We start from the raw sequence: 237 nt of genomic DNA on the forward strand, positions 1-237 counted from the left end.
GACGGCCGCTGGAATCTATCGATTTATCGGCCAAGTGGTTGCAATACGGGGCCACTGCCAAAGTAGACAAGATCCGCGTTCTGATTGATGAACCGCAGCAAGTCAGCGACGGGCAGGGCAACAATCTCGGGCGCTGGACCATTCGCAACCTCACCGAAGGCAAAACTGAATTCATTCACGATGGCAGGGCCATGGTCACCGACGTACAGCTGCAGCTGCTGGAGTACCGCAATGAAG

Annotated in this window: 1 protein-coding gene; it reads left to right on the plus strand. The window is 55.7% G+C overall.

Annotation, left to right across the window (positions count from 1 at the left end; all coding sequences use genetic code 11):
- Positions 1–237 (plus strand): phage tail protein (locus R0J87_RS24595; RefSeq protein ID WP_498889658.1); only part of this gene is annotated, 237 nt, incomplete at both ends.

Origin of the sequence: Halomonas sp. SIMBA_159 (assembly GCF_046536035.1) — a bacterium.
GTDB classification, from domain to species: domain Bacteria; phylum Pseudomonadota; class Gammaproteobacteria; order Pseudomonadales; family Halomonadaceae; genus Vreelandella; species Vreelandella venusta_A.